The organism is Desulforhopalus vacuolatus (assembly GCF_016918505.1).
GTDB lineage: Bacteria > Desulfobacterota > Desulfobulbia > Desulfobulbales > Desulfocapsaceae > Desulforhopalus > Desulforhopalus vacuolatus.
On the sequence record NZ_JAFFPZ010000035.1, the window covers coordinates 1 to 25,044 of the forward strand.

Below are 25,044 nucleotides of genomic sequence, written 5' to 3' on the forward strand. Positions count from 1 at the left end.
TTGATCGAAGCGGTGGTGCATTGACCAAGGCCTGCTTTGTTGGTTTGAGTAAGTGTGTTTGTGATGGGACAGCATATCGCCGGGAGCGAAAAGTTACAAAATCCATCGTAACCTCCTTAGAAGATTAGTCTTTTAAGGAGGGCAAACTCGGAATTTCACTTATTTGTCAAGAAAAAAACTTCTCCTTGTAATTTATTTTTTTCTACATGCAAAATCTTAACCGGACACTACTGAGAGACCAAGTAATTTTTTCGCATTCTTGTACATTACTTTTTCCAAAGTTTCTTCAGACCATGGCAGTTCTTTGTAGATCTTCAATGCAGTCTCCTGCTCAACAAAGGGGTGAGCAGAGGCAAAAAGGAACTGATCCGGAATGATGGTTTCAGCCGCTTTAATGTAGATGTCAGACTGCGGAGAAAGTTCAAACTCAGAAACTTCAAGATACACGTTGGCGTTACGCTGAGTAACAAAAACCGCCTCATTCACCCAGGGGTATCCGCCATGGCTGATAACGATTTTCAGTTCCGGGAAGTCCCGGGCAACAAAGTCAATATACCGCGGAGCAACATGATCCATTACCGCACCATCAACGAGAGTCGCCGGACCGGTGGTGAATATTATCGGAATCTCCAGCTCGCAGCACTTGGAGTAAATGGGATAATATTTGGCATCATTGGGATAGAGATGGGAGAGATATGGATCTACTGCAGCACCCTTCATTCCTTTCTGCTCTACCGCTTCAGTCAATTCGCGAACAGCACCCATCCCTTTATGGGGATCAAGGCCATAGAAGCCAATAAATTTTTCAGGAAAGGCTTTGACAAATTCAACCACACTTTTGTTATTTGCGGGGACGTCATAGGTCTTTTCACAGTCACGGCCGGTGATGACTGCCACCTCAACCTCGCGCTTGTCGAGATCTTTAACGATATCTTCAAGGGACTTTTTCGGCCGTTTGCTGAAATCAATGGCTTTACAGAGACCGGCAAACATGGAGCTGTTGGCGATGCCGTCAACAACCTCGGGAGTGTTTGGGCGAAAACGAAAATCGATGGACTTCATTGGAAAACTCCTTCGTAAAAGAGATGATTGCGCAGGCAGAAAATACGTTGCCTGCAGGGAAATGATGAATCATCATTCAGCAAGATATATGCCTGTTATCAATCTTCCTTCAGCACAGGCAACATCCTGCCCTTTTACACAAATTTTTTTTATTCACTGCTTTCAAGGGATACATTACAAACTGTCGAAACCGCTGCTGGGGCGTTTATGCACCAGTGTTGCATAAACGCAACTCTTGTATTGCATATTATTGTTATTCTGTAGTAATTAATATTCACCACTCACTGTTACCCATAAGAGGCATTGCATTTTTGCACCTCCGAGAAATTCCTTTTTCATGTACTTGATAATAAGAATTTTTATCAGTCAATCGTCCTTCCGTTATCCTTCTCAGTTGTATCAATTCAGCTCTATCCCAAACTCGATTAATACACTCACCAAAACAGATAGATACAATGTGGATTTGCAACATACCAAAATTAAATGAATTCCCATTCAGCAAAAAAACAGCACAATATTAAAGAGTTTTTTCGAACTGGCACTGCAATTGCTTTTTCTGCCCCGAGTAATATTTATGGAAGCCACTTCTGGTTTCTCAAGATTTCTACACTGGAGGAGACATGACTTTATCAGGCAGAAAGACTCTGGCGGCCCTCATCGCCGCAGGGATGTTCTTCAGCGCGGGCAATGCCCTCGCGAAAAAAACAGTCTTGAGGCTGTGCCATCCCATGGCACCAGGCAACAATGTAACCCTCGGTTACGAGAAGTTTAAAGAGCTGGTGGAAGAGCGTTCAAATGGAGATATCAAGGTTCAGCTTCTCGGTAATGCCATTCTCGGTTCTGACCGCGTCACCATGGAATCCACCCAGCAGGGAATTCTGGAGATGGCTTCCAGTTCCTCTCCCAACATGGCCAACTTTTCCAAGGCCTTCATGGTCTTTGACCTTCCCTACATCACCAGTCAAAAGTATCAGCAACAGCTCTACGACGCTCTCGACAACGGGCCACTCGGCAGATATCTTGATGAAGAGTCTGAAAAGATCAACCTCAAACCGATCATGTACAGCGAATACGGCTACCGTAATTTTGTTACCGCCAAAAAGTCTGTACACGGCCTCGCTGATTTGAAAAAGCTCAAGGTCCGCACCACCGCCTCACCTGTTGAAGTAGCCGTTGCCGCAAAACTCGGCATGAACCCGACCCCGGTTGCCTGGGGCGAGGTCTACACCGCACTGCAGCAGGGAACCGTTGACGCTGAGGGAAATACCTTTTCCCTGCTCAACGACGCCAAACACACCGAAGCACTGAAATACGCCACGAACTCCGCGCATAACTACTCCATGCATATCATGATGATGAACAAGCGCAAGTTCGACGTCCTGGATACAAAAGACCAGGAGGTCATCCTCAGTTCCGCCCACGACGCTCTCAACTGGCAGCGCGGCATCACCGCCGAACTCGAAAAGAAAGCGGAGCAGGCTTTTAAAGACAGCGGCATCGAAATCTACCATCTCACCGCCGCTGACAGGGAAGAGTTCAAGAAAGCAACCCGTCCGATATGGGACGAATTTGCCGATCAGATCCCTGCGGAAGTTATCAAGCTGGTGCAAGATACCCAGAAAGACATTCCTGCAACTCCGGCACAGAAAACCACTGCAGAATAACCTGCTTCTTTTTTTTCGTAAGGACACATTATGATAACCGCTAATGCCCATGAACTGCCCATTGAGGGCAACGACGGCAAGAAAAAAGGCTGGCTCTCCTGGCTTGACGAGAATTTCGAGAAACCTTTTCTCGTCTCAGGGATGATCGCCATTATTTTTATTATCAGCTTTCAGGCCTTCTATCGCTATGTAGGTTCGCACTTCTCGACGAATGCCGCTGGCGCAATCTGGACGGAGGAACTGGCCCGTTTTATTTTTATCTGGATCTCCTATCTCGCCATTCCCATAGCTATCAAGAAACGGAACAACATCCGTGTGGATATTGTTTATGACCGCCTGCCGGAACGGCTGCAGCGCATCAGCTGGGGTGTTGTCAATCTCTGCTTCCTCTCCCTGGTTGGAGTTGTCTTCTGCATGTCGATTTTTCTCCTCTCCAAACAGCTTGAATTTCCCCAGGTCGCTCCGGGAACGCGCATGCTCTACTTTTTTCCCTATCTTATTTTGCCCTTCGGTTTTGGATTGATGGGTATCCGCCTCCTTCAGGATCTGTGGAAGGATCGCAAATGCTGCAGCCGGGTCGACATGCTTACAGGAGCACTGTTCTTTATTGTCATCTCCCTTCCGGCCTTTTTCGCCACCGGTTTTTCCACGTTGACCATTCTTTTCGGCTATTTCCTGCTTTATCTGATCATCGGGGTTCCCATCTCTGTCAGTCTCGGCCTCGCGGCTACCATGACCATTATCAATCAGGGGACACTGCCCATCGCCTATGTGGCGCAAACCGCGTTCACCTCCATTGACAGCTTTCCCATCATGGCCATCCCCTTCTTCATTGCAGCCGGAGTTTTCATGGGTGCCGGAGGCCTCTCCCGCCGCCTGCTTGAACTTGCCGATGAAGTTCTCGGTTCCCTGCCTGGCGGAATCGCCCTTGCGGCAATCGCCACCTCCATGTTTTTTGCCGCCATCTCCGGTTCCGGCCCAGCCACTGTTGCCGCCATCGGCTCCCTGACTATTCCGGCCATGGTTGAACGGGGATATGACAAATTCTTCTCCGCCGCAATCGTCGCATCCGCCGGTGCCATTGGCGTTATGATTCCACCCTCCAATCCTTTTGTTGTGTATGGAGTGTCTGCACAAGTCTCCATCGGCAAGCTCTTCATGGGGGGGATTATTCCCGGCATGCTTACCGGCGTCTCACTGATGGTATTCACCTACTTCTACTCAAAAAAACGCGGATGGAAAGGTGTACAGAAAAAACGTTCTGTGGCAACCTTTATCAAAGCCTTCTGGGATGCGAAATGGGCTCTGATGGTTCCAGTCATCATCCTTGGAGGAATCTACGGTGGTCTGCTGACCCCCACCGAGGCCGCAGCCATTGCCGCTCTTTATGGTCTGATAGTTGGTATTTTCATTTACCGTGAACTGAACCTGAAAAACATTGTTCCCTGTATCATGGATGCCTGCTCCACCTCCGCCATCGTCATTATTCTAATGGCCATGGCAACCATTTTTGGCTACATCATGACCATTGAGAAGGTACCTCAGACCATCGCCCATGCGATGCTCAGTCTCACCGACAATAAATACATGATCCTGATGATGATCAACGTTATGCTGCTGGTTGTAGGTACATTCATGGAAGCACTGGCCGCTATCGTCATCCTCACTCCAATCCTGCTGCCCATTGTCATACAGATCGGTGTAGACCCCGTTCACTTCGGTATCATCATGGTTGTCAACCTGGCTGTCGGTTTTGTTACGCCACCGGTTGGAGTGAACCTTTTCGTGGCAAGTGGTGTTGCCAATGCCAAGATCGAAGATCTCTCCAGGGTAGTTCTTCCGATGATTGGCATAATGCTTGCTGTACTTTTACTGATCACCTATATTCCAGCAATTCCACTTCTGCTGGTTCACTGATAACAGAGCTGAGAGGAGAGACCTCCTCTCAGCTCTGCATATAAAGTGGAGAACTGCTGTCCTCCACGCAACAGATAGAGGAAATTCATGACTTCAGACGAAATTCAAAATACAACAGGCTGGGTCTTTAATATTCAAAAGTACTCCGTACATGACGGCCCCGGCATTCGCACAGTGGTGTTTCTGAAAGGATGCCCCCTCTCCTGTCGCTGGTGCTCCAACCCGGAATCGCAATCCTTTACCCCCCAGCTGGCCTACGCCCGAACCAAATGCATCACCCTCAGTGAATGCTCCCACTGTGCAGAGGTCTGCACAGCAGGAGCAATCACCCGGGGAGAAGACGACAAAATTAATATCGACTGGCAGCTCTGCAACCAGTGTCTTGCCTGCACAGAGGTCTGCCCCTCAAGTGCCCTCAGCCCCTATGGGGAAAAGATGAAGGTGATGGATGTCATTGACGAAGTGGAAAGCGACGCCTCCTTCTATACCCGTTCGGGCGGCGGACTTACCCTCAGCGGAGGAGAACCGCTTGCCCAGCCTGAATTTGCCATTGCCCTGCTCAAGGAAGCCAAACACCGCTACCTGAAAACAGCAATCGAGACAGCAGGTCTGGTGAAAAAAGAAGTATTTCTGGAAGCAGCCAAATACCTCAATTACATTCTCATGGACATCAAATGTATAGACCCCGTGAAACACAAGGAGTTCACCGGGGTTGACAACACCCTGATTCTGGAAAATTTCAAGGCACTGCGTGAAGCCTTTCCGAAAATGAAGATACGCGTGCGCACCCCGGTGGTTCCTGGATTCAACGACACTGTGGAAGATATCCAGGCTGTCGTCGATTTCCTCAAAGGCCACGATGTTGAGTATGAACCACTTGCCTACCATCGACTCGGACAGCAGAAATATGTCAACACTGGACGGGAATACCTGCTCGGCGACATCACCCTTCCCCAGGAAACCTTTGAGGCTTTGCAACAGGTCGCGGGACAACACCCCCGCGCTATTATTAAATGAGAGCTGTCTGCGCCATCACAGCTTCTGGGTACCTTCTACAAGTCCGGCGGGGAAGAAATCTTCCCCGCCTTTCCCTCTGACGCCTGCCTATGAAAGATCACAATGACATTCTCGCCGACAATATAGAAAATATTCTTGCCGCTCTTGACGATGGCGTCTACCTCACTGACGTGGAAGGGATTACCCTGCATGTCAATCCCATGTATGAAAAACTCACCGGGCTCAAAGCAAATGAACTGATCGGGCGTAATATCCACGATTTGATTCATCTTGGGATATTCGATGTCGCTGTTCATCCCGAGGTAATAAAAAAGCAAAAACCCGTCACTACCGTGCAAAATCTCAAGGACGGGAAACGCGTTGTCCTGCGTGGATATCCTGTCTTTAATGACGGTAAAATCACCCTGGTCATCACGATTGTGCGGGATGTCACCCTTATCGGTCAGATGCGCGAAGAGATTCTTGAGCAGCGCCGCCTTGTCTCCATCTACCACGGCCAGCGCGAGGCCCTGCAGGAGGGCAGCGAAGACGGGGTATATACAGATCCGCTGGTACAGAACATCATTGAATTAATCACGCGCGTTGCCGTTACAGATGCCACCATCCTGCTGTTGGGGGAGAGCGGAGTCGGGAAAGATCGATATGCCCGTATGGCACATCGCAACAGTTTACGCCGCAACGAAGTTTTTCTCAAAGTGGACTGCGGCAGCATCTCGGAAAATTTAATTGAAGCCGAGCTCTTTGGCTATGCTCCCCGGGCGTTTACAGGCGCTTCCTCAACCGGCAAGATGGGCCACTTTGAAATTGCCAGCAGGGGAACTATCTTCCTTGATGAGATCGGTGAACTGCCGCTCACCATGCAGGCCAAATTGTTGCGTGTTCTGCAGGATAAAGAGGTCATGCCGGTGGGTTCTTCAGTACCGCGCAAGGTGGATGTGCGCATTATCGCAGCGACCAACCGCAACCTGGAAAAAGAGGTAAAGGAAGGCAATTTCCGCGCCGACCTCTTCTACCGCCTGCGGGTGGCCGTGATGAATATTCCGCCACTGCGCGAGACTCCAGCGATGATTCCCCACCTCGTAGATCATTTTCTTACCCGCTTCTGCAACAAGTATAATAAGGATGTAATCTGTCCTGAAGAGACCCTTAAATTCTTTCTCACCTATAACTGGCCCGGCAATATCCGTGAACTGGAAAACCTTATTCAGAGCCTCGTCGTCACCAGTGAGAGAGAAGAAATTCTCCCCGGGCAGCTCCCGCCGAGCATGGGTGTCTCCCCGTCCGACCGTTCTTCATCCGGCATGCTCTCCTCCTCCGGACATTCCCTTAAAGAGATCATGCACAATCTTGAAAAGCGTGTCATTCAACAGACCATTGACAAACAGGGTTCTGTTAAAGAAGCTGCACGGGTACTCGGAATTAACCGCTCCACCCTTTTTCGCAAGATGCACTGACACTTTTTATACGTAAAACAATGTGATGTATGAATATATTGCAGCCAGAGAGCAGTTGCATTTATGCACCTCAAGTTGCATAAATGCAATATTTTTATTATCTGCTTGATTTCACACGATTTTATACCCGTTCCATCTTTAATGTTGCAATGCTGCAACATTAAAGATGGCTCCCTGAATTCTTCTCTTTGTTAACTTTTCGGTTTTTCCACCTTCGTTTTACCCTTCACCATTCATTTTAACCTCTGAAGTAGAGGTCCTCTCAAGACAGATTTACTTTTCCCTCATATTTTCAGCACATTAGAGCTGTTTTAAAATTCTCCAGGATTTTGTGTGAATTTTTTTAACACATAGAATGAAAAATAATCCTGCAGTGGCATGCCAATTGCTAATAAGAAAACAGAAAATGAAACAGGGACAATCTGTCCACATCTTTTTGATCAATACGGCCGGGAATCGACCGAAATTTTACAATTCAATCTGGAGCTTATTATGAATCAATCATGCTGCTCTCCCCAGGAATCACGTCTGGAAGACCAAATCGCAGGAAAAGAAGACAAATACCGCGCAACCCACGAGCGTGTTTTTAAAATTCTTGAATCTTTCGATAACACCCGCCCCTGGATTGACATTCAGCGTGCCCTCTATTTCACCCGTTCAATGCAAGAGACCGAAGGTGAAATGCTTTGCCTCAGATGGGCAAAAGCTTTGAAGAATATCGCAGAAAACATTGACGTCTATATTGATAAAGACAACCTCATCTGTGGTCGTGGTGGTTACGCCGGACGTTACGGAATGCTCTATCCGGAACTTGACGGTGACTTTCTTGATATTGCTGTAAAAGATCTTCCCAGCAGAAAAGAGTCTCCCTTCGGAATCAGCCCGGAAGATGCAAAAATTGCAACTGAGGAAATCGCTCCTTACTGGAAGGGCAGAACCTACCATGAAGACCTCAATGCATGTCTGCCTGAAGATGTTCATGGCTTGACCTACGATGATAAAGATGGCCTCACTTCCCGCTTCCTCGTTAATGAAACCTCTTCTTTCCGCTCTTCTATCCAATGGGTCCATGACTACGAAAAGATCCTCAAGCGTGGTTTCAAAGGCATCCGTGACGAAGCAGTAGAAAAAATGGAGAAACTCGACCCTCTTTCTCCCATTGATGCCGTAGATAAAAAGCCCTTCCTTGAGGCAATTATCATCACCTGCGACGCCATTAAAACCTGGGCCAACCGTCATGCGGTTCTTGCCCGTGAAATGGCTGAAAAAGAGACTGATGTAAAACGTACTGCTGAGCTCTTCAAAATGGCAGAAATCTGCGAACGTGTACCTGAGTATCCCGCACGGAACTTTCAGGAGGCTGTTCAGTCTCAATGGTTCACGCAAATGTTCTCCCGTTTTGAACAAAAGACCGGAACCATTATTTCTAACGGTCGTATGGACCAGTATCTCTATCCCTTCTACAAAGCTGACAAAGAAGCTGGTGTCATCAACGGACAACAGGCAATGGAACTGCTCGAGTGCATCTGGGTTGCCATGGCTCAAACTCTTGACCTCTACATCTCCCCCACCGGCAGCGCTTTCAACGAAGGCTATGCTCACTGGGAAGCTGTAACCATCGGTGGACAAACTCCTGATGGCCGTGACGCTACCAACGAACTGAGCTACATTTTCTTGAAATCCAAACGTGAGTTCCCGATGCACTATCCGGACCTCGCCGCACGGGTTCACAGTCGTTCTCCCGAGCGTTTCCTTGCTGACATTGCAGAAACAATCAAAGATGGTGCCGGTTTCCCGAAACTGCTCAATGATGAAGAAGTTGTACCTCTTTATGTTTCCAAAGGGGCAACCTTTGAAGAAGCTCTCGACTACGCTGTCTCTGGTTGTGCTGAAGCCCGTATGCCAAACCGGGATACCTACACCTCCGGTGGTGCCTACATTAACTTTGTTGCAGCTCTCGAAATGACCCTGCACAACGGTAAAATGCTGAAATGGGGAGACAAACAACTCTCCATTGAAACTGGCGATCCGAGTACCTTTAAAACCTGGGACGACCTGTGGAATGCGTATGTTAAACAACACAAGCATTTCTTGAGAACTGCATTCTATCAGCAATACACCATCAATAAAATTCGTCCGAAGCACTTTGCACAACCCATGGGTTCTGCAATGCATGACCTCTGCATGAAACATCTAATGGACCTCCATTCCCAACATATCCCCGAGGGGATTGAGCTTGGATACTTCGAGCACATGGGTATTGGAACTCTGGTTGACTCTCTTGCAGCCATTAAAAAGTATGTTTACGAAGATAAAAAAATTACCCTCAAGGAAGTCATTGAAGCATGTGACTGCAACTTCGAAGGGAAAGAAGATGTTCGCCAGCTGCTTATGAGCGCTCCCTGCTACGGAAACGATGATCCTTATGCAGACTCCATAGGGAAAGAAATCGACGCCATCAACGTAAGATATGCAAAAAAATATGGCGAAGAGATGGGTATGCACAACGATGTACGTTACGTACCTTTCACCTCTCACGTACCTTTCGGCCGCGTGGTTGGTGCTACTCCGAACGGACGTCTCTCTGGAACCGCTCTCTCGGATGGTTCCTCTGCTTCTCACGGTGCAGACAAACACGGTCCGACCGCCGTTCTCATGTCAAACTTCACAACCAAGAACTATGGCATGCGTGACCGTGCGGCCCGCCTGATCAACATCAAATTCACTCCGAAGTGTGTTGAAGGCGAAGAAGGAACTGATAAACTGATCTCCTTCATCAGAACTGTTGTTGACCTTAAACTGTGGCATGTACAATTCAATGTCATCAACAAAGACACACTGGTTAAAGCTCAGAAAGATCCGGAAAAATACCGCAACCTGATTGTACGGATTGCAGGATACTCCGCATATTTCGTAGACCTTTCCCCGGATCTCCAGAATGACCTGATCCGCCGGACGGCTCACGAAAGAGTGTGAGACTGTTGAACAAAGCTGCACTCTTGAGTGCAGCTTCAGAACAGAGCCGTTGAACAGGAATCCAATAAAAGGGATGGTACAGGTTTAAAAACCTGCACCATCCTTTTTTTATTTCTCAGAACTCTATTTAAAACGAACAGTTGAAAACCATCGATGTGTGGTTTAGTTGAAACAACAGAGGAAATATATGAACACGAAAGAGTTGATTTCAGAAGTTGTCGAACTGGAAACTGAGATGTTTCTTGCCGTTCAATCTCGCGAACCATCTTCCTGTCAACAGGATCCGCAGGGTTTTCGTTTCCACCGTTCTGTCACCTTCTCCATCTGGACACCGGCAATGCTGGAGAGTTACCGCACGCACCTGCTTGAAGCGAAAGATAAAGGTGTCAATCTTATCACCAGCAAATATGCACGGATGGAAAATCTCATTCCACCGCAAAGTAAATCCCCCTGTATTGACAAGATCGTTACCATGCAGACCGCATGGAACAGAGAAACGGAAGAGAAATACCCCAACCTCCATCGCCGTGCCCGTCCGGTCAGCGTCGATTCAGGCAATGCAACTTCTTTTGCAACGTATCTGCGCGGAGAACTGGAAACCTGGGACAATACAACCCTTGAACTTTACGCTGAGCTTCTTCAGGATTATGAAGCAAAAGGGGAAAATCCGGTGGAAAAAACCTGGGAAAACATGGCCGTCGCTGCGGGTCATAACTCTCTTCATGACCTTGAAAAAGCGCTTGGATAAAAACGTAAAAAAAAAGGAGTCTGGTCAGTAAAAAGAATTTTCACTCCACCTGTTTGCAGAGGGTGAGCCTGCAGTGGAGAATATCAACCGGGTCGCAGACCATCATCAGAAGGGAACTCCCCCTGAGAAATTCTATTTCCTGACCGATCCCTTTTTTCATGGAGAGCCATGTCGAAAAACGTCGATCATGTAAAGAAGCAGGCTGTTCCTCCCTTACTCCATTGTTGTTTCATCAGTATCGCACTTTTTATTGATGAAACGGGCAAGGACAAAAAAGTAGTCGGAGAGACGGTTAAAATATACCAGAATTGCTGGCATGGGGGTTCCTTCACAGTCCTCTTTGGCTGCAAAATATGTGACTTTTCGTTCACATCTTCTGCAGATAGTTCGAGCCATATGTGCCTGACACGCAGCCTGGTGTCCTGCTGGAAGAATGAATTTCTTCAGCGCTGGAAGTTCTTCCGAAAAAGCGTCAATATCCTGCTCCAGCCCTTTTGCATGAGATTCAGGAAAATCTTCCAAAAATTTAATGGCACTGGAACCAGGCAGGGTGGCAAGCCATGCTCCTGCCTGGAAAAGGCGTATCTGAATAACGTTAAGCTGCTCCGCTACCTGCTCAAGGCCCTCAGGAAGGAGCGCTTTGAGCAGGCCCACTGCAGAGTTAAATTCATCGATATCACCATAGGCTTCAAGACGTGGTGAATATTTTGACACTCGTTCTCCGGAAAAAAGAGAAGTTGTCCCTTTATCTCCACCACCGGTATAGACTTTCATTGCAATCCTCCATAGTGAAATGTGTTGCGGTTCAATTGGTCCCGCTGGAAAAAGTGCGCTTACATGGATACCAAATCAGGAGCGAAAATTCTGTACAGAGTTTCCTGTACATCTGCACAGCGTTAATTGTACCACCTGAAATCAACGAAAGATATGGCCTTTCTCCTGCGCTTCCGGAAAACCTTTTACACAGCAATTCTCAAAAAAACAGACCTCTGCCGTACTCTGCAAAATTCTTCCCACTAAAGATCTCTGTTCAGTCTGGAAGGCTGCTCATCAGTATTCAAGGCACCCATAAAGCCATCTTTATGGTATGACAAAAAACCGTAGTTTTTTAATTCCCATAATTCCTTCTAGAAATTTTATTTCTCAAAAATATTTCTATATTATCAATAAGTTAAAGAGCCAAAAAGACAATTTACCTCTCTAAATCCCCTTTTCATTATTAACTTGACAGCAATATTGGTATTTAATACTTTGGTTGAACCAATTGTAATATATTGTTTTTCCTGTTTTTTGGCACAGAGCATTGACTTGCAGTTGTAAGGATTTTGTCTTTTCAAGGTTTTCAGATGTGCAACTGACACCACCAAAACATCCCGCTGCAACAGCGGGGTATCGCTCAGATTTCTTTTTAATGGAGAAACCGCAATGAACACATCCCAGATTCAAGAGCTGCAGAATATTTTTGGCAAAGAGGAAGTTCTCACCGAACCGGAAGATCTTCTCGTCTATGGTTATGATGCTTCACCTGTTGAGATTACGCCCGAAGTTGTTGTCTTTGCAAAGACAACAGAACACGTCAGCGAACTGTTGAAATTTGCGTACCGGGAAGAGATTCCGGTAACCCCGAGAGGTCAGGGAAGTGGACTTTCCGGAGGCTCAATTCCTCACAAATCAGGAATTGTTCTCAGTATGGATAAAATGAACAAGATCCTCCACATCGACCCGGAAAACCGTCTTATTACAGTGGAAGCAGGACTCACCACTTCAGAAATCGACCCGGCAATTGCCAAATTCAACCTCTTCTATCCTCCAGATCCGGGCAGCGTCAGTTTCTCTTCCATTGGCGGAAATGTGGCCGAAAATGCCGGTGGGTTGCGTGGGCTGAAGTATGGTGTCACCAAGAACTACGTGAAAGAGATGAAGGTAGTTCTTCCCCAGGGGAATATTGTCACCATTGGTTCTAAATGTGTGAAACACGTTGCCGGTTTCAACATGGAAAGTGTTTTTGTGGGGGCAGAAGGACTTCTCGGAGTTGTTACGGAGATTACCCTTGCCCTGATGCCCATTCCGGCCCACCGCGAGTCCGCACTGGCAATCTTCACAACCCTGCGGGATGCAGCCCAGTGTGTTTCTGACATTATTGCGGCAGGCGTTACCCCTTCCACCCTGGAGTTTATTGACAACAAAGCCATTAATGCCATTCAGGATTTCAAGGACTGTGGTCTGCCGCGGGACGCAGAAGCCGTACTCATTATTGAGTGCGACGGTGAAGAGCATTCCGCCAAAGCAGAGATGGCAAAAGTGGAAAAGATGACGGAAAAAAACAAGGTGCGAAAGTTCAAAATCGCCCAGTCCGCCGGGGAGCGCGATAATCTCTTTGAAGGACGAAGAGTCTGCCTCAACGCCCTTGCTTCCGTACGCCCGAACCTCATTCTTGAGGATGCCACCGTTCTGCGCTCTCAACTTCCGGAAATTGTGGCAGGTGTATCTCAACTTGCTGAAAAATATAAACTTGATATCGGTCTCTTCGGACATGCCGGTGACGGCAACATGCACCCGACTTTTCTCTACGATGCCAAAGACGCAGATGAGACAGCGCGTGTTCATGAAGCAGTAAAAGAGCTCTTTCAGCTTGCCATTGATCTCGGTGGAACCATCTCCGGAGAGCACGGAATAGGTCTTGAAAAGAAACCTTTCCTCGCTGACCAGATAGGCAATGAAGGCATTGCTCTACTGCAGGCCGTGAAGAAAACTCTCGACCCGAAAAATCTGCTCAATCCGGGAAAGATGTTCGACATGCCACAAGACACCGTTCAGGCAGCCTGAGGGAGGAGCCATGCATATTCAGAAAAATATTCAGGAACAGGCCCGGCAGCATCTCGCCGAGGCAACGAAAGAGTTCGACAAGTGTATGAAGTGTGGCAAATGCCGCAACGTCTGCCCGGTTTTTAAAGAACTTGGCAACGAAATTTTCTCCGCCCGTGGTAAAAATAAACTCGCGGAAAAACTCGTCGCTGGAGATATTGAGATTACCGCCCGTGTTAAACAGGCAATCAATGAATGTCTTAACTGCAAGACCTGCGCAGCCAACTGTCCGGCTGGAGTAAAACCAGAAGAAGTCGTATTGCGCATGCGCTGGTATATCACCACAAAAGAGGGTCTCCACTGGTTCAAAGCACTCCTCTTCCGTCAACTCCTCTGGCGCAAATGGCCGATTACCCTCGGTGCGAAAATGGTTGGGCTTGCCCAGCGCTCCTTTTTCGGTATCGGACCAAACAATCCGGTACGCCACCTTTTTCCCCTCTTCGGGTTTTCCAAACGTCGTTTTTTCCCTGAAATGGCGCTGAAAACCGGCCAGAGTCTCTACCCGGAAGTCATCCCGGCGAAAGGAAAAAAGAAGATGCGGGTCGGTTATTTCACCGGTTGTGCCGGAAACCTGATTTATACCAACGTGGTAACCTCAGTGGTCGAAATCCTCACTGCCTGCGGTTATGAGGTGGTTATTCCCAAAAAGCAGCGCTGTAACGGTACGCCGGTACTTGCCAATGGCGACTACGAGGGTGCACGCCGCCTGATGCAGTTCAACTATGATCTTTTCCAGAGCTACGACCTTGACGCCATCGTTGTCGCCTGCTCCTCCTGTGGGCTCGCTCTGAAAAAAGAGATAAAACAGTTTGTAGAAGGATCCCCCGAGCTGGAGGCCTTCACCGGCAAGGTCTATGATATTCACGAATTCATCGAAAATAACATCACCTTCGAGGAAGGTGATCTTGGGAAACTGCCGTATAAAGTTTCGTACCATGACCCATGCCACCTGGTACGCGGACAGGGTGTACGTGAACAGCCTCGGAACATCCTCAAGCGAATTCCCGGAGTGGAATTCCATGAGATGAAAGATGCTGCCGTCTGCTGCGGTTCCGCAGGAAGTTACTGCATAACCCACTACGACACTGCCATCAAAATTGACAACCACAAAGTGAAAAACATCCAGGATGCCCATGTGGATTATGTCGCCACCGGTTGCCCCACCTGTATCATGCATATTCAGGACAACCTCAAACAGCACGAATCTCCTGAAAAGATGCGTTACGTTGTAGAGATGCTGGCCGACTCCCTGCGGGCAGGCGGGAAGATCAAGTAAAAATAGTCCAGCGACAACACCAGTCAGAAAAGGCGAACGGGTTTTCCCGTTCGCCTTTTTTTACGCAACCTTTCTGCAGATATAATACCATTCCTATTAAGTTATGACCGTACTCAATGCCATTTTCACTTTCTATTGGCGAATGTAAAGGCAGGGGAATGGGAGACAGGAGAAAGGAGACGGGAGACAGGGAAAAGCAAAAGACGGAACAGCGAAAAACTTTTTGCCAACGAATAAAAGCTCTAAACATGCGAATAAAGGCAAAAAATTTTAAAATTAAACAGAGAATTGCTGTTGTTCTATCTTTACTTGCATTCTCTGGTTAATACAAAATGTAAATGGTATTATTTGCTTTGAGGTAATTGATGTTTTCCGTGGTAGCAAACTGCATGAGAACTATGGCAATGTATTGTTTCTGCTTATCGGCCCATAAGGAGCAGGGTCTGTTCTCATGCTCCAGGTAAACCACGGAAGACACGGAAAGCACGGAATATGAGAGCGTAAAACGCTCAACCCCGACTTTCGGATGACTCCCAAAGTTGATTAATACTCCTGGTGCACTGTACGGCTTAACTTCGGATGCAAACGTTTTCGTTTAATGCGTTGTCCCTGTTCGTGAAAATTCGTGTCCATTCGTGGTTACAAAATGCAAAAGGAATCACGAATGGACACGGATAAACAGGATATAAAATTGATCTCATGGTAGAAACGTCCATTGTGCTGGAGATGCCCAAATTGATCGTCTCTACGGAGCCTTTTGCTTTTTCCTGTCTCCTGTCTCCTTTCTCCTTTTTTCTTTCTCTCTTTTCCTTCCTTTACAGAACACCTATAGTGAAGGCCTTGCAGTTCCCCAAAGCACCTCTACCCTGAGTTACCATGAACAACCCCGCAGAAAAAGATGCCCCCTTTACCTCAACCATCCACAAGGTGCAAACTGACTTCGCCGCGTGTGGTATTCACCTCACCTTTGTCAGCGAAAAGGAAGGCCTGCCTGGAAGCTGGTCGCATCACCTGCAGTCCGAAGCATGCCCGCTGCTGACCACCAACGGAAAAGGCTGCAGCGCCGAAGCCAGCCAGGCCTCCGCCCTTGGCGAGTTTGTGGAGCGATTCGCCACCGGCTTCTTTTTTACCGACTACGCCCTGCCTGATCCGCAGGGAGAGTTCTTTTTTCATCCCAATGAGGTTTGCCTGCACCCCGGTGACCTGCGCAAACCTCTGCATCGGCAGAAAGTCGACAAACGCCTGCTCACTCCTGAGTTACTGGAATGGTATGATACTGAACACGAAATCACCCCGGGACAACTTTTCGACCATAACTTTGACGACCTTGACCGCGGCATTATCGCCCTGCCCTTTACACCTCTTTCTGCCGTAGACGAAGCTGATGAAGAGCTCGAAGCGGTCAATTTCCCCCTCGCCCTGCTCACCAATCTCTACCTCAGCAACGGCATGGCTGCAGGCAACAGCCGCCATGAATGCCTGAATCAGGCACTCTGTGAAATTTTTGAACGGAACGTCAAATATCGAGTCATCGATGAGGCAATCGCCCTGCCTGATCTTCCATCGGCAGAAGTGGAAAAATTTCCCGCCGTGGCAGCACAGATAGCCGAATTGCGTAAAAGCTGCCTGGTCAAAGTAAAAGACGCCTCCCTCGGCGGCCAGTATCCGGTGGTAGCCGTTCTGCTGCTCACGGCGGATGGTGGAGCCTTCGCCTCCTTCGGCTGCAGCCCGCGCCTCGACGTTGCTCTCTCCCGTACCATTAACGAGATTTTTCAGGGACGCAGCGCCAACACCCTGCAGGGATTCCCGCCACCCACCATGCAGATGGAACGGTATGCTGCCTCGGAAAATCTTGCCTCACACTTCATCAACTCTGTGGGTGAAGTGCCTCTGCACATCTTTAGCGGAGAGGCGGATTATGAGTGTGACCTCACCCCGTGGCAATTTGAGGGAGACAGCCGGGTAGAGTTCAACCGACTGCGGCAGATGCTCGAAAACAGTGGTCATACTGGATATGTATTTGAAATTGAGGGTTTTCCGTTGCCCGCCTGTCAGATTGTCGTGCCAGGAATGTCGGAGGTCTATCCCGTCGATGAACTGCTTTACGCCAACCGTAACCGGGCTTCCTGGATAAGACTTCAATTCCCGTACATTATCGGCATGAAAGGGAAAAAACTCGGGAACCTGCTGCGTCGCCTTGAGGAACTTGAGGTGGGCGATTCAGAATATGTCGGCGATCTTCTCGGAATCGTCTTCGCCGAAAACACCGCATGGAAACGCCTCACCATTGGCCAGTTCAAAGCAATGGTGTGGCTGTCGATGTGCAGCCGCAGAGTGGCCGACTCGGAACGCGTTGAAACCTGGGCCGAAGTTCAGCGCTGGAGTCAATGGACAGCAGAATACGGCATGCTGCCGCCCGGAGAGGCACGGACATACCGTCTGCTGTCACTCCTGGCAGGAATAGAGATTGAGGGAAAACAGGAAGGATATGAAGAGGTCCTGCAGGCCGCCTTTTCCCATGAAGAACGGACTCATGCAGAGAAGATTTTCAGCGGTGCGATACGTTTTCCAGGACTTGAGTTCCCTAAAAACGGCAGTTTTGCCGAATTGTCCGAACCGCAGGCAGATATTGAGAAGATGTGGTACCGCTATCGTGAGATACTGCAGGGACAGAAAAAAGAAAGCTGAGGGCTCACTGCAACTGCGCTTTCCACCGCTTCCGCAGATCAACCAGCACTTCATCCGGCACCATATTTTTCCCGCCTGCAAGACTGGTCCCCGGTCGATTATTGCCGTGGTAATCACTGCCGCCGGTGGCGACAAGGTTAAATTCCTTCACCAGCCGCCGCAGCTGTTTACGAAACTGGCGGGAGTGTTTGGGGTAGATAACCTCAAGACCGTCAAGCCCGGCGTCGTGCATCAGTCCCACTTCACGGTGCAACTCAAGGGGGAGATAACCGAGGGTAAAAGGATGGGCGACCACCGCAAGGCCGCCAGCTCCGTGAATCATGGCGATAGCCTCAGCCACGCCCAGAGAGCGACGCGAAACATAGGCGGGCTTATCTGCGCCGAGCAGGGTGGTAAAGGCCTCCTCAAGGGAGGAGACAATACCCCTGGCCTGCAGCACCCTGGCAAAATGTGGACGGCCAACCATTCCCCCCCCCGCATTTTCCAGCACTTCCTCAATGGCGATATCGTACCCCAGACCACGCAGTTTCACCGCGATCTCCTCGTTACGCGTCTCTCGACCGTCCTGAATCCACTTAAGCCCCTTGACAAAGTCAGGCTCGTCTGCGTCAAAAAGATAGCCGAGCAGGTGTACATCTTTTCCCTTCCAGTGCGTGCTCAACTCCACGCCGGGAATTACCTCTATCCCACACTCCCGACCCGCAGTTACTGCCCGTTCAAACCCTTCAGTGGTATCATGATCCGTCAGCGCAATGGCGCTCAGTTTCAGCTTTGCTGCAAGACGTACCAGCTTACCTGGAGTACAGGTTCCATCAGAACAGCAGCTGTGCATGTGTAAATCGATGCTCATATCAGTTAATTTCCAGTTTTTCCTTTACTTTTACGCCTGCCTGGCGAATATTTCCACTATAATTTCAGATTTCACGTGTTGACGTAATACCATTTACACTTTGTATTAACCAGAGAACGCGACTGCCTGAACATCTTTTTTGGCGATTAATAATGAGTAATAATTCGTGTTTATCCGTGGTTCCTTCTGTAGTTTGTAACCACGAATGGACACGAATTTTCACGAACAGGGACAACGCATTAAACGAAAACGTTTGTATCCGAAGTTAAGCCGTAGATTGCACCAGAATTATTAATCAACTTTGGTCGTCATTCAAAAGTCGGAGTTGAGCATTCTACGCTCTAATATATCAATTACCTCAAAGCAGGCAACAGACCGAATTCAACCACAAGGGCATTCTCTTATGGTTATCTTGAATAATCTTGTATTTCGTTCATATTCGAGGCACAGGAAGAAATTTACCGCAGGTATATGATTGATATCTCGACGTCTCGTTCCTCGCTTTGTCGGAGGATAAATTTTTTACTGTAACGATCGTCCCTTTCCTCAATATCTGAGAAAAATATGCTTGAATTAAAAGACAAACTTGTCCTTATCCCCGGCGCGTCCCGCCCCATCGGCCGTGCTGTTGCCCGTAAATTTGCCCGCAACGGCGCACATCTGCTGCTGCCAGTCTTTGACTGGCCTGAATCAATTGAAGAAATGCGGAACGAATTTATCGAACAGGGCTGGGGCTTCACCACCATCAGCGCCGATCTGCGGCACAAAAGTGAGGTGTTGCGCATCCGTAAGGCAATTGAGGACACCGGTGACCGCCTCGACTTTCTTATCAATAATATAGAGCGCGGCGGCATGCCAGTGGTACACGGCAGCTACGACCTGCCCCATAATATCGACCAGTGGGACAGGGAGGTCAACACCACCATGAAGGCAAAATGGCTCCTTTTCCACCACTGCTTCCCGCTTATGCAGGCAGGTGAAGTCGAGGGAAGCGCCGTCGTGAACATTTCCTCAGTGGCTGCGGAAACCGGCCGCAGCGGTGCGGTCGGCATGCTGTACAGTGACGGATATTCCGCCGCAAACCGTTCCATACGCAGCATGACGGAAGAGTGGGCGCGGGAAGCAGCTCCCCGGATTCGCGTAAACGAGTTGATGCTTGGCCTCGTCCAGAATCGTCATGGTGAGGGAACACGGGGCTGGACAGCTCTCGGACAGGAGAAGCAGGAAGAGATCTTGAACGAGGTGCTGCTGCGGCGCACGGCCTTTGTCGAAGAGGTGGCGGACGCAGTCTATTTTCTCGCCGTGCAGGCCACCTATATGACAGGTTCAGTGGTCAAGATGGATGGCGGCTTGAGTCTTGGTGCCCGGCGGGTTCCACCAATGCCGAAAAGTATTCTATAGGATTGCGGGGAAAAGGCATCTTCAGCTGCCTTTTTCAAAAGGCGATCAAACAGACTGTCACCCGACCCGCCAGCTGGTGTATCGACTGCGCATGTCGGCCATCTCACTCCAGATGAGGGTGACGCTGGCACTCTCCTGCCCCACTCCCCCCTGCGCAAGAATCTCTCCAAAGGGTGAAATAACTACCGAGTTGCCGCCCAGCACCACCCCGCCCGACTCATAACAACCATTGCAGGCAACAAGGAAAATCTGATTCTCAATTGCCCGGGCCTTCAACAGTGCCAGCCAGTGGTCAATGCGCATCTCCGGCCACTGCGCCGAACAAAGCAGGAGATCAGCCCCCTGCGCTGCCAAGCTGCGCTCCACCTCGGGAAACCGCAGATCAAAACAGATGAACCCGCCGACCTGCAATCCACCGGCCTGTATCAGCTGTGGTGGCTCCGCCCCTTGAACAAATGAGCGCTCCTCTCCGGGAAAGATATGCTGTTTACTCGAAGGACCTGCTACCCCGGCCTCGCTGCAGAGGTAGAAATTATTGTAGAATTTTTCTCCGGCCACCTCAGCAAATGTTCCCGCCAGCACAATACCATAACGTGCGGCGAGTTCTGCTGTCTGCTGCAGAAGAGAGGGGGTCTCTGCCGCCACCTCGTCCATGCTCTCATGACAGAAGCCACTCGCCCACAGTTCCGGCAGTAGCAACATCGTCTCCCGAACAGGAGCCGCCTTCTCCAGTGCCTTCTTCAGCGAGGCGACATTGGTCTCAATCTCGCCTGAAACCACTGGCTGCTGCAGGAATCCAACGCGGTTACACTTTTCTTTCATGATAAAAAGTACTCTCCGGTAAAGCGTTAACCTCTGCCACCAGTGTGGCAATTTTCACGGATTCAATGATACCGGCACTGTAGAACTCCAACGTCTGGTCATGAGTAAAAAGCGCCAGCATTTTTGCTCCCGGATTCACCCCGATCAATTTATAGAGGCGCAGAGCCAGTGCCGCCACCTGGCGATCGGGGGATTCGAGATACCAGCAGAGGTCCGGCAGATGAATCTGCTGTCGCATCAACTCGGGAAAGCATTCCGCCACCCTTCCCAGTCCCCACAACAGCGCACGCTGCAACATCGGAAGTTCAAGGTAGTTCCCGTCCTGAAATAATTCCTCGCCGTCTTCCTGCATATAAGAGAGAAGCATATGCAGATACTCGCGACGCAACGCCTCACTCTGCGCAAGGATCTCTCCCATCGATTCCGGTGCGCCCCAGCCGATTCCGCCGGATTCGTCATTGAGACTCCACAAGAGCCGACGCATGACAACACGCGCTTCTTCCAGATTTTCGTCAGCAAGTTTCGAAACAACCACGCCGAAGGCGGAGACCGCATGCCAGCGGACTCTCTCCAGCGGATGACAAATGGCACTAAACAGTGGATTAATCAATAACCTGGCGGGACGGGTCAGCAACGGACCGAATCCGCCACTGATATCACCTTTAAGGAATTCTACAACTTCATTTTTCAAATCTCTCCGACTGGACATATTCTCCTCTGCGTTGAAATCGAGTTGTTGTTTCAACAACAGATAACCATCGCAGAGAAGTTGACAAGTGCATCATCTATCCATGGAGTCGTCAATATATTTCATCCCCTCCATCAACAACCCCATAAAGCTGCCGACCACCTCGAGACGACTCTCCTCACGGGAGAGTCCGGGAAGAAAACGAAAGCGGCCAATTTCACTGCTGAGCATGCGATAGAAGGCCTCATTTCCTGTCAGGTCTCCGAATTCGGCCCCCACCAGTTCGCCCTCATTGAAAAGCATGGTCCCGCGGTTGCCGTCTTTAAAATTCTCGAAATCAAGGTTGAGACGACCGGTCTTCTGATTGGAGTTAATCATCTGACAAAGCTCCACGGGAGAAATGTCAGAGAGCTGTCCGACCATCCCCGAAGAGAGTTCAACCCTGTGGCAGCGGTTTCCCTCATTAATACGGGAGACAAGCAGTTTATAAAAATAATGCTGCAGAGTCGGATAGCGGTTGAGGAGCAACTTGAAGTCATCCTTTTCGAGCATTCCAACCTTGCAGGGAGTCTCCGCACGCACTGTCTGGCTGATATGATCTTCTGAAAGCAGACTCATCTCACCAAAGACATCGCCCTCTTTTATTTCACCCAGGACAAGCCCCTTCTCATCGACAACCTTCGCATTCCCTGACAGCAGAATATGCAAAAGCATTCCCTGTTGGCCCTTCTTTGCAATGACTTCTGCAACCTGGAACTCCTTGTAACGCAACATATCCGCAATCTCCTGCAACTCCTGGTCACTGAGAGCCGAGAAGACCTTAACCTTGCGCAGCATGCCAAAATAAATTTGAGATTCCAAAGAGTTACTGTGATTTTGTCTATAGATAAGCAATTTCATCTGTGAAGTACCAAAAGAAGCACCAAAATCTTTTATCTTTCGATAACTGAAACGAATCATTCCTTCCTTACAGCCGGAGCAGTTGAATACCGAAGGCTTCTTCCGTCCTGGAACCTGTATCACAAAAGAATCCTTCGCAGAGGAAATCCGTATAATGTCCTGAGCAAGAACCAGGCAGGTCTGTTTGCCGGGGGGCAGTCGCAACACGCCGTTTTTGACGTGAAACTCTTCCCCCAGGATATAAAGCGGGCAGTGATCAATCTCAGTGATAACGAAAATACCATCTTTACATTCGTCGATTGTGTCCATCATTCGCCGTTACTCAGATCGTCCAAACAGGATTATCACAATAATTCCCACAATAACAGCACCACCAAAAAACAAGGGTAAAATCTTCGTCTGATCGATCTCCATTCCATTCACAAATCCGCCCATATAAGGAGTACTGAGGATGTACCAGATCCCGCCAAAAACTGCAGCAAGGAAGAGACTGATCCAATTCTTTTTCCAGAGACTGTACAACAGGAAAATTACGAAAGGGATAATAAAATAAGGATTATGCACTAATCCTGAGATATCAAAAGCCTGTATCTGTTGATGCATTGTGGTAGATTCTATCCACTCGCCCAATTTGTCCAGCACGTTCATATAAATCCTCTCTGTATCATTCTGATTTTCCTCCGGAAATTCCGCAAGGCCAGAGCAGAAACCCTTCTTTATTTCACCCAAAAAACTTATTCTCCCCTTGATTTACCGTTTTTTTTATCTTTCGACAAGTGGGCAAGGTGGAGTAATAACCGGAGCAGGACTGACCGCCACCGGATTTTTCCCGAGATACGCCGGATTGACGGCAGATTTTCATGGTTTGTCTTTCTCGGTGGCACCCTGCTCGCCGCCTGTTCGCTTGCGGCAGTGCAGGTAATAAACAGGCAGCTGAAGGCAGGCTTCCTGAAAATTGACGACTGAAGGAGTCCTTGAAATTGCCAGCAGCGGTTTTGTGCTGTATTATCGTCGAGCGATTCCATCACGGGATTTCAGTTCTCTTTTAAAAAACATTCTTTACAAGAAAGTCAAAAATGAACATGAAAAGATCAAATATTGTTCTCATCGGAATGCCGGGTTCTGGCAAAAGCACCGTTGGGGTACTCCTGGCAAAACTGCTTGCCATGCGATTCATCGACACAGATATTCTCATTCAGAATCACTGTGGACGCACGCTGCAGGATATTGTTGATAATGACGGCCACATGTATTTGCGTGAAGTGGAAGAAAAAGTCATTCTCGAAGTAAAGTTGAACCACCACGTTATAGCCACCGGAGGTTCCGTTCCCTACAGTGAAAGAGGGATGGGGCATCTGCTGGAGAATGGTATTGTTGTCTTCCTTGAAACAGACATGGCCACGCTGCACGCCCGAGTGCATAATTACGACAGCCGTGGCATCGCCAGACGCCCTGATCAGAGTATCGAAGACCTCTTTGTCGAACGCGCAGCCCTCTACAAAAAATACGCCGAAATTACGGTAGACTGCAGATACTGCAACCAGGATGAGGCCGCCGAAGAGATAGCCCATCGCGTCGCTGCTTTTTTTTCCAGGGAAAAATAATGCCTTTTACCGATGATTCAAAACGTTTTCAGCGTGAATTAAAAACCATGCGGGCAATTATTTCACTTTACTGCTGCCGGGAACACGGTGGCAGAGGAATCTGTCCCCACTGCCAGGAATTGCTCAATTACGCGGAAAACCGTCTCAAAAACTGTGTTCACGGCGAGGCCAGCAAACCCGCCTGCCAGAATTGTCAGGTACACTGCTACAGCCGGGGCAGGCGTGAGGAGATGCGTAAGATAATGAGCAGGACGGGGATGAGAATGGCACTGCACCACCCAGGGCTCACTCTGCAACACTTTTTTGACTGCATCGGTAAAACAGGGAAAAAGAAAACATCCGCACCGTAAAATAGAGGAGAGCACCATGAACATACTCATTTCCGACTCGTCCGGTCTGATCGGCAGCACGCTGATTGAGACATTCTTTTTCCGCAGTTGCATCGCGCAGTTACAGCGACGCGATATCTCAAAAAGAGAGGCTGTTTCCAAACCATTGACCTTTCTTAAAGCGTTCTGTTTCATGCTGAGAACCATGTACGGACAGAGAGCCGATGAGATGCTGCCCACAAACAGCCACACCCTGCCGAAAGTCGAATAATATGGAAATCTCCGCTGGCACTTTTATCTTTATTCTCTGTTTTGCCCTCTTCACGGCCGGTGCTCTGCGGGCTGGCCGCACCATAAAAAGCAGTCGCGATTTTTCCGTTGCCGGCCGCGCCCTCAATTCCACTCAGGTCTCCTGGGTCATTATGGGGGCCATTATCGGCGGCGTATCCACCATCGGTACCGTGCAAACTGCCTACGATGTGGGCATCGCAGCATGGATATTCACCCTCGGCAGCGGCCTTTCCTGCCTGTTGCTCGGCCTGCTCTTTGCCACCGCCCTGCGCCGCGAAGAAGTTACCACCGTGGCGGAGTTTCTCGGCCACTATTTCGGTCGAAACTTCCAGTATTACAGCAGCACGTTCAATTCTCTTGGCATGTATATCCATGTTATTGCACAATATCTTGCCGCCATGGCCATTCTCCAGTCGGCACTGGGAATATCGCCGCTTTTTGCATTGGCAACAGCAACTCTGTTAATGGGATTATTCGTGATCTTCGGGGGAA

Annotated in this window: 22 protein-coding genes; 14 read left to right on the top strand and 8 right to left on the bottom strand. The window is 49.0% G+C overall.

Annotation, left to right across the window (positions count from 1 at the left end; genetic code table 11):
• Positions 1-216 precede the first annotated feature (216 nt).
• Complete coding sequence (locus JWG39_RS14245; RefSeq protein WP_205220092.1) at positions 217-1,062, bottom strand: amidohydrolase family protein; 846 nt, start codon at positions 1,060-1,062, stop codon at positions 217-219.
• Positions 1,063-1,682: 620 nt separating this feature from the next.
• Here JWG39_RS14245 and JWG39_RS14250 point away from each other — a divergent pair.
• The 6 genes from JWG39_RS14250 to JWG39_RS14275 all read left to right on the top strand — a co-directional run bounded on the left by JWG39_RS14250 (position 1,683) and on the right by JWG39_RS14275 (position 10,838).
• Positions 1,683-2,726 (top strand): TRAP transporter substrate-binding protein, encoded by a 1,044-nt coding sequence (locus tag JWG39_RS14250; RefSeq protein ID WP_205220093.1) that lies wholly within the window; start codon positions 1,683-1,685, stop codon positions 2,724-2,726.
• Positions 2,727-2,756: 30 nt separating this feature from the next.
• Complete coding sequence (locus tag JWG39_RS14255; RefSeq protein WP_205220094.1) at positions 2,757-4,643, top strand: TRAP transporter large permease; 1,887 nt, start codon at positions 2,757-2,759, stop codon at positions 4,641-4,643.
• 87 nt (positions 4,644-4,730) lie between these two features.
• A complete protein-coding gene (gene hpsH, locus JWG39_RS14260) occupies positions 4,731-5,660 on the top strand; it encodes a (2S)-3-sulfopropanediol dehydratase activating enzyme (protein ID WP_205220095.1) in 930 nt (309 codons plus the stop codon).
• 89 nt (positions 5,661-5,749) lie between these two features.
• Positions 5,750-7,114, top strand: a complete 1,365-nt coding sequence (locus JWG39_RS14265; RefSeq protein ID WP_205220096.1) for a sigma-54 interaction domain-containing protein — start codon at positions 5,750-5,752, stop codon at positions 7,112-7,114.
• A gap of 492 nt (positions 7,115-7,606) precedes the next feature.
• Positions 7,607-10,090, top strand: coding sequence for a (2S)-3-sulfopropanediol dehydratase (gene hpsG, locus JWG39_RS14270; RefSeq protein WP_205220097.1), 2,484 nt, complete (start codon positions 7,607-7,609; stop codon positions 10,088-10,090).
• Between the two features lie 187 nt (positions 10,091-10,277).
• On the top strand, positions 10,278-10,838 hold the full coding sequence (locus JWG39_RS14275; protein WP_205220098.1) for a DUF4125 family protein: 561 nt from the start codon (positions 10,278-10,280) through the stop codon (positions 10,836-10,838).
• Positions 10,839-11,051: 213 nt separating this feature from the next.
• Here the strand turns inward: JWG39_RS14275 and JWG39_RS14280 are convergent, their stop codons facing one another.
• The gene (locus JWG39_RS14280; protein WP_205220099.1) at positions 11,052-11,612 is read right to left on the bottom strand and encodes a cob(I)yrinic acid a,c-diamide adenosyltransferase; all 561 of its coding nucleotides are present in this window, start codon (positions 11,610-11,612) and stop codon (positions 11,052-11,054) included.
• A gap of 389 nt (positions 11,613-12,001) precedes the next feature.
• Positions 12,002-12,271, bottom strand: coding sequence for a hypothetical protein (locus JWG39_RS14285; RefSeq protein ID WP_205220100.1), 270 nt, complete (start codon positions 12,269-12,271; stop codon positions 12,002-12,004).
• On the opposite strand from JWG39_RS14285, the gene JWG39_RS14290 reads away from it, so the two are divergent.
• The 3 genes from JWG39_RS14290 to JWG39_RS14300 all read left to right on the top strand — a co-directional run bounded on the left by JWG39_RS14290 (position 12,264) and on the right by JWG39_RS14300 (position 17,667).
• A complete protein-coding gene (locus JWG39_RS14290; protein WP_205220104.1) occupies positions 12,264-13,664 on the top strand; it encodes an FAD-binding oxidoreductase in 1,401 nt (466 codons plus the stop codon). The genes JWG39_RS14285 and JWG39_RS14290 overlap by 8 nt on opposite strands.
• Before the next feature lie 10 nt (positions 13,665-13,674).
• On the top strand, positions 13,675-14,979 hold the full coding sequence (locus JWG39_RS14295) for a (Fe-S)-binding protein (RefSeq protein WP_205220106.1): 1,305 nt from the start codon (positions 13,675-13,677) through the stop codon (positions 14,977-14,979).
• Positions 14,980-15,855: 876 nt separating this feature from the next.
• Positions 15,856-17,667, top strand: coding sequence for a YcaO-like family protein (locus JWG39_RS14300; protein WP_205220107.1), 1,812 nt, complete (start codon positions 15,856-15,858; stop codon positions 17,665-17,667).
• Between the two features lie 4 nt (positions 17,668-17,671).
• Here the strand turns inward: JWG39_RS14300 and JWG39_RS14305 are convergent, their stop codons facing one another.
• Entirely contained in the window at positions 17,672-18,517 is an 846-nt protein-coding gene (locus JWG39_RS14305; RefSeq protein WP_205220108.1) for a PHP domain-containing protein, read from the bottom strand.
• 564 nt (positions 18,518-19,081) lie between these two features.
• Here JWG39_RS14305 and JWG39_RS14310 point away from each other — a divergent pair.
• Positions 19,082-19,918 carry an SDR family NAD(P)-dependent oxidoreductase gene (locus JWG39_RS14310; RefSeq protein ID WP_205220109.1) on the top strand — a complete coding sequence of 279 codons (837 nt, stop codon included), beginning with the start codon at positions 19,082-19,084 and terminating at the stop codon, positions 19,916-19,918.
• Between the two features lie 57 nt (positions 19,919-19,975).
• Here the strand turns inward: JWG39_RS14310 and JWG39_RS14315 are convergent, their stop codons facing one another.
• The 4 genes from JWG39_RS14315 to JWG39_RS14330 all read right to left on the bottom strand — a co-directional run bounded on the left by JWG39_RS14315 (position 19,976) and on the right by JWG39_RS14330 (position 22,976).
• Entirely contained in the window at positions 19,976-20,740 is a 765-nt protein-coding gene (locus JWG39_RS14315; protein ID WP_205220111.1) for a nitrilase-related carbon-nitrogen hydrolase, read from the bottom strand.
• On the bottom strand, positions 20,724-21,449 hold the full coding sequence (locus JWG39_RS14320) for a DVU0298 family protein (protein WP_205220113.1): 726 nt from the start codon (positions 21,447-21,449) through the stop codon (positions 20,724-20,726). Before JWG39_RS14320 ends, JWG39_RS14315 begins: the two co-directional genes overlap by 17 nt.
• A gap of 72 nt (positions 21,450-21,521) precedes the next feature.
• Positions 21,522-22,640, bottom strand: a complete 1,119-nt coding sequence (locus tag JWG39_RS14325; protein WP_205220116.1) for a DUF4388 domain-containing protein — start codon at positions 22,638-22,640, stop codon at positions 21,522-21,524.
• Positions 22,641-22,646: 6 nt separating this feature from the next.
• The gene (locus tag JWG39_RS14330) at positions 22,647-22,976 is read right to left on the bottom strand and encodes a hypothetical protein (protein WP_205220117.1); all 330 of its coding nucleotides are present in this window, start codon (positions 22,974-22,976) and stop codon (positions 22,647-22,649) included.
• A gap of 434 nt (positions 22,977-23,410) precedes the next feature.
• Here JWG39_RS14330 and JWG39_RS14335 point away from each other — a divergent pair, with 434 nt between their 5' ends.
• The 4 genes from JWG39_RS14335 to JWG39_RS14350 form a co-directional block, all read left to right on the top strand.
• Entirely contained in the window at positions 23,411-23,932 is a 522-nt protein-coding gene (locus JWG39_RS14335; protein WP_240192153.1) for a shikimate kinase, read from the top strand.
• Complete coding sequence (locus JWG39_RS14340; RefSeq protein ID WP_205220119.1) at positions 23,932-24,282, top strand: nitrous oxide-stimulated promoter family protein; 351 nt, start codon at positions 23,932-23,934, stop codon at positions 24,280-24,282. Before JWG39_RS14335 ends, JWG39_RS14340 begins: the two co-directional genes overlap by 1 nt.
• 16 nt (positions 24,283-24,298) lie before the next feature.
• Complete coding sequence (locus JWG39_RS14345) at positions 24,299-24,532, top strand: hypothetical protein (RefSeq protein WP_205220120.1); 234 nt, start codon at positions 24,299-24,301, stop codon at positions 24,530-24,532.
• 1 nt (position 24,533) lies between these two features.
• Positions 24,534-25,044, top strand: a 511-nt coding sequence (locus JWG39_RS14350; RefSeq protein ID WP_275889018.1) for a sodium:solute symporter family transporter, incomplete at its 3' end; no start/stop codon positions are given.